Source organism: Acinetobacter sp. ATCC 27244 (assembly GCF_000156555.1).
GTDB lineage: Bacteria > Pseudomonadota > Gammaproteobacteria > Pseudomonadales > Moraxellaceae > Acinetobacter > Acinetobacter haemolyticus.
In genome coordinates this window covers 238,376-243,984 of sequence record NZ_GG665950.1, presented here as the reverse complement: position 1 = coordinate 243,984, position 5,609 = coordinate 238,376, and the positions used below count along the sequence as shown (strand labels likewise).

6 protein-coding genes are annotated in these 5,609 nt (G+C 38.9%); all 6 read right to left on the bottom strand.

Annotation, left to right across the window (positions count from 1 at the left end; translation table 11 throughout):
* Nucleotides 1–7: 7 nt before the first annotated feature.
* The gene (locus HMPREF0023_RS03295; RefSeq protein ID WP_005086869.1) at nt 8–1,924 is read right to left on the bottom strand and encodes an acyltransferase family protein; all 1,917 of its coding nucleotides are present in this window, start codon (nt 1,922–1,924) and stop codon (nt 8–10) included.
* Nucleotides 1,925–2,043: 119 nt separating this feature from the next.
* Nucleotides 2,044–2,331, bottom strand: a complete 288-nt coding sequence (locus HMPREF0023_RS03290; protein WP_008941206.1) for an STAS domain-containing protein — start codon at nt 2,329–2,331, stop codon at nt 2,044–2,046.
* Between the two features lie 11 nt (nt 2,332–2,342).
* Nucleotides 2,343–2,975 (bottom strand): MlaC/ttg2D family ABC transporter substrate-binding protein, encoded by a 633-nt coding sequence (locus tag HMPREF0023_RS03285; protein ID WP_004641117.1) that lies wholly within the window; start codon nt 2,973–2,975, stop codon nt 2,343–2,345.
* A gap of 19 nt (nt 2,976–2,994) precedes the next feature.
* A complete protein-coding gene (locus tag HMPREF0023_RS03280) occupies nt 2,995–3,657 on the bottom strand; it encodes an outer membrane lipid asymmetry maintenance protein MlaD (protein WP_008941204.1) in 663 nt (220 codons plus the stop codon).
* Complete coding sequence (gene mlaE, locus HMPREF0023_RS03275; RefSeq protein ID WP_004641120.1) at nt 3,657–4,433, bottom strand: lipid asymmetry maintenance ABC transporter permease subunit MlaE; 777 nt, start codon at nt 4,431–4,433, stop codon at nt 3,657–3,659. The genes HMPREF0023_RS03280 and mlaE overlap by 1 nt, the downstream gene beginning before the upstream one ends.
* On the bottom strand, nt 4,430–5,248 hold the full coding sequence (locus HMPREF0023_RS03270; RefSeq protein WP_005086872.1) for an ABC transporter ATP-binding protein: 819 nt from the start codon (nt 5,246–5,248) through the stop codon (nt 4,430–4,432). The genes mlaE and HMPREF0023_RS03270 overlap by 4 nt, the downstream gene beginning before the upstream one ends.
* Nucleotides 5,249–5,609 lie beyond the last annotated feature (361 nt).

Sequence of the window (5,609 nt, the reverse complement as noted above, 5' to 3'; positions counted from 1 at the left end):
CCGTTAGCTATTGGTACAAAGCAGATCTAAACATCGGGGTTAGTAATTTATTTCCATATTCACTTAAATGATCCCCATCTCGATAAATCGGTCGCCCTTGATATTCAGCAATACACTTCCCACTTTTACATAAAGTCGCGCTTGGGTTCAGAGTATGTGCCCCACATTGAGCTGCGACACGACCTAAAATCTCACTCACTTTCCCAACTCTTGCCTGATAGGTTGCAAGAGAAATCGAAAGATCATTGCGCTTATACTGAAATAAAACCTGTTTCGCCATCATTTCTGGCACATCAAAGCCCATTTCAGGAATTGGTAGAACCAAATACACAGGATTAGTTTTAGTTAAAGCACAAATACTAGACTGCAAATGTTGCTCAAAGCCAAGATAAGTCTCTGCTTTAGATTCATCTTCTTTATTGAAATAAATTTTGAGTGGGTTCTTATGATCTACTTTTTCTGGATTATTCTCCCCTTCTAACTGCAAAGCATAACGATTAATCAGAAAGATCGGAGTACCTTTTTCTTTATTCAACAATATCGAACGCTCTTGGTTAATCGCTTCACAGTTCTCATTACTAAATTTTGCACCTAAAATATAAGGACAACCTGATTTTGTTAAAGTCAGTACCCCCTCTTTCTTTAAGTCAAAAACCGCTGCAACAGAAGTTGCCACTGCATTGGCGTGACTATCTCCCAGTACAATCGCCTTAATTGCGTGAGCTTGCCCAATCTGACACGGTATAATTCGAGGGTCTCGAAAACCAGGATCACATTTATAAGGATTCGTATTATTAACTTCATCTAGAATTTTGAGGATACGAGGTGAATAATGAGATTCAAATCCATTGGTTTTTTTAACCCCATAACCACAAAGAAATAAAACCAAAACCATATACAAGGGTTTTACTTTATAAATTTCTTTCCAAGTTGTGAACTTTTTGAATTTAATTTGTTCGATATATTTATAGCTTAAATAACCAATTGCGATTGATAAACAAATTCCATAAATTTCCCAATTATTCCAAGAGAAATATAAACCAGCAACAACAAGTGGCCAATGCCAAACATAGATTGAATATGACCACTTTCCAACCGAATTAAATAAGGCATTGTTGAGAAATATATTCTTTTGATTAGCACTTAAAATAATAAAATAAGCACCTAAAACAGGTAATAAAGCCCAATAACTCGGCCAAGGTGTTTGTGCTGAAAACAAAACATAGGACCCTAAGATACAAATTATCCCAATCCACTGTATCAAAGCCCGATATTTAAACAGTTTGATTGGCATAGGATATAAAAATGCTAAACCACCAAACAACATTTCCCATGCACGAGAGGTCAACAAAAAATAAGCGCTCTGGCTATTTTTTTCTGTAGCATAAATGGCATAACAGAAGCTCATCGCAAATAACGCCAAAATAACGCATTTAATTTTCTGTAAAGTGAAAAACCTTTTTAGAACTAATAGAATAACAGGGAAAAAGATATAAAACTGCCACTCTACGGAAAGCGACCATGTATGTAATAACCACTTGGTTTTCTCATTACTATCGAAATACCCATCCCCTTTGGTAAACAATATATTTGAGGTAAACAGTGAGCTTTTTTCGACTTGTCGACCTAAGTCCTTATAATCAGTCGGTAATAGATAAAACCACCCAAAGACAAGAAGTACAGCTGCCATCGCAGTCAATACAGGGATAATACGATTTGCCCGAGCAATATAAAATTTAAATATATTAAAGGTATTTTTTTCCATTTCATTAAAGAGAATGGATGTCATTAAAAAGCCGGAAATAACAAAGAAAACATCGACTCCCGCAAAACCGCCTGATAGCCATTCAGGATTAAAATGAAAGAAAACAACAGCAAGTACTGCTATTGCTCTTAAGCTATTAATATCATAACGAAAAGTCATATATGAAATGTTCTTACACCTATTTCAGAGCCAGCATTGTAAGTATAAATATAATGTCGTGCTAACATTTTCCCGTAAAAAAAGAGCTTTATCAAAAGCTCTTTTTTCATACTTCAATTTCAGATCAATTTCAGATCATCTTGCAAATGACTCGCTTGGATGATTTTCAACATTTTCTCAGAAACGTTTTTGAAATGCAGTCCTTTACGCTCTGGTGTTTGACGCAACCATTGTACCAATACTGCCAATGATAAAGTATTACCATTTTCAAGCTGCGCAAGATCAACCACCAAAGGAAAATTCTGATGTTGCTGAATATGCTTTAAGCCAGTCTGATAAACTTGCTCTGCATTCTCAAAATTAATCGTTTTTGAAACAATCAATTGCTGATCAATATACTGAATCACCCATCACCTACTTATTTCTTTGTAACTGCAGCATCCGCATCTGGTTTGAAGGTTGCAATTGCTTTGTTGATGTCACCACCATTACGCTGAACTGTCGCAGCAAACTGGTTACGGAATTGCAAACCTAAGTCAATACCCGCGACATTCACATTACGGATGCGCCATTGGTCGCCTTTATCTACCAACTGGAATGACACAGGAATCTTCTCACCATTATTAAGAAAATCTAAAGTCACTACAGGATTTTTCGAGTTTGTCGCACGGTATGGACGCATGGTGTAACTTTGGTTCGTGTATTTCGCAAAAGCACTACCATAGTTTTCGATGATCACTTCACGGAAGTTTTTTTCAAACTGTGCGCGTTGTGCCGCAGTTGTATGCTGATTATTTGCATAAGTACCCAATACGATACGAGTAAATGCTTGTGAATCTACATATGGATCAAGATTTTGGCGAATAATTGTTCTAACCAATTCAGGGTTGTTTTGTAACTTCGCATGATCAGCTTTTAAACGTGTCACCAAACCGTCCGCCACACGTTTTACAAAGTCTGGTGGGGTTTCTGTTGGTGCTGCAAATGCTGCACTAGCAAGCATAGTTGATAATACACTTGCCGTTAAAGTCTGTTTCAATAATGTGTTCACTTTAAACTCCTAAATACGATTACTCAGCAAAAGATGGTTCAGCATCTGCTTGTGATACTGAACTTCCAGTATCAGATGCAACTTTGCCAGCACCGCCACCAGTAATAAACTTACTGATTAAATCTTCTAGATCCATTGTACCTTGGGTATTTGAAATTACGTCACCACGCTTTAAGTAGTTCACACCACCACCTGGGATAACTTTCAAATATTTCTCACCCAATAAGCCATTGGTCGCTACCATTATATAAGCATCTTCATCAATACTGGTGATGGAGGTCATGTTACTGATAAGTTGCTGTTCCATTGCTTTTTGTTGCGCAGCGTCGGCTTGCTCATAATCAGCACTGTAACGTAACTCTTCCAAAGCATTGTTTTGAACGTCTTTGAGTTGTTCTGGATTAAAGCTCGTGAGTTTTCCATCTAGATCAAATTTCACTGTTGCTAAACGAGTCACTGGATCAAGCGTAATCGAGTCCACACGACCAATGGTAACACCACTCATGGTGACCTTAGCGCGTGTTTTCAACCCATTAATATTGTCAAACTGGGCTGTCATGCTATAACTGTCACGAAGATTAGTACCAACTAAACCACTCACCTTCATTGCCAGAAAAAATAGAGCAATACCGAAGATAATGACAAAAATACCTACGGCCAGCTCACTAGTACGTGATTTCATTAAATCCCTCCGAACATGACCGCAGTCAACACGAAATCAAAACCTAATACACAAAGCGAAGAATATACGACCGTTCTCGTCATCGAAGTCGCAATACCCTCTGGAGTCGGATCACAGGCATAACCTTGATAGACCGCCACCCATGTACAAATCAGAGCAAATACAATACTTTTGATGATGCCGTTGACCACATCATGTCCAAATTGAACACTGCTTTGCATCCCACCCCAGAATGAACCTTCATCCACGCCAAGGAAATCAACACCCACCAACTTACCGCCGACAATACCGATCGCAGCAAAAATGACAGTTAGCATTGGTAAACTCACAATACCAGCCCATAATCGTGGCGATACGATTTGTTTCAGTGGATCGACTCCGATCATTTCCATACTTGCAAGCTGTTCACTTTGCTTCATGGACCCAATTTCGGCAGTCAGTGCTGACCCAGCCCGTCCTGCAAACAATAAAGCAGCTACGACAGGCGCTAACTCACGTAGCAGGGTTAAAGACACCATGGTACCGAGCATGGCTTCACTGCCCACATTGACTAGAATCGAATAGCCTTGCAGCCCTAATACCAAACCAATGAATAAACCCGATACGGAGATAATCAATAAAGACATCACCCCGACACGGTACATTTGGTAAATAAAGCGTTGGAAACCACCTTTTGATGGCATTGAAAATAAAATTTGTAGGAGCATCAGTGATGCAGCACCAATCCCCTTTATTCGCTCAATAACGAGTCTACCTAGCCAGGCAATCGTATTCATGGACGAACCTCGTTATCTAAATATGCTTGATGCGTAAACTGGTATTCAACAGGCCCTTCTATTGAGCCTGTTAAAAACTGACGAACAAATGGTGAGGCATGATTTTTTAATTGTTCAGGTGAACCTTCTCCCTGAATTTTCCCTTCTGCAACCACATAAATATAGTCAGCAATCGACAACGTTTCTGCAACATCATGTGAAACAATAATTGTAGTTAAATCAAGTGCTTCTCGCAAAGATCGAATTAAGCGCGTCAATACACCCATCACGATCGGGTCTTGTCCAGCAAACGGCTCGTCATACATAATGAGTTCTGGATCTAATGCAATCGCACGTGCTAAAGCCACTCGACGATTCATCCCGCCTGAAAGCTCAGAAGGCATGAGTTGTTCAGCACCGCGTAACCCGACAGACTCAAGCTTTAAACCCACCAGTTCAGCAATAATGTGTTCAGGTAATTTGGTATGAGCGCGGATTGGGAAGGCAACATTTTCATACACAGACATATCTGTAAATAAAGCACCGCTTTGAAATAACATGCCCATACGCGCACGAGCAGCAAAAAGCTCTTGCCGAGACATCGTGGCAATATCTTGACCGTCTAGCAATACTTCGCCTTGATCTGGAACCAGTTGTCCACCGATCAAACGTAGTAAGGTGGTCTTACCCGTACCAGAAGGCCCCATAATTGCAGTAATTTGACCACGTCGAATTTTAAGACTGATATCGTCATAAATGACGCGTTCTCCTCGATTAAAGCTTAAGTTTCTAACTTCAATTAAGGCTTCAGCATCGAGAGGAGAGTTATTATTCATAATGGCATTCATTCCTGCACTTTTTATGCACGCATACTATACACTAAAAGATTAAATGGTTGTTTTTATTTTGATAAGTGATGTATCAAGATTATTTAATTTATGTAGCCATGTTTGGAATCAACATGCTCAGTTGTTTGTTGGGTATTTACTTTAAAAGCATTGGCGTTAGTTTGATCAAAAACAGCATAAGCAAAAAATAAACCATTGCATAACATTAAGATGACGAACAAGCATGGCAGCCCTTCATTGCAAATGAAAGACCAGATTTGATGGCTAAAACCGTTGTTTTGATTAATCCTATTCATTTCTTTTATAAAATTTGAATTAGTACTCGTTTTTACAATTTTACCTGACTAAT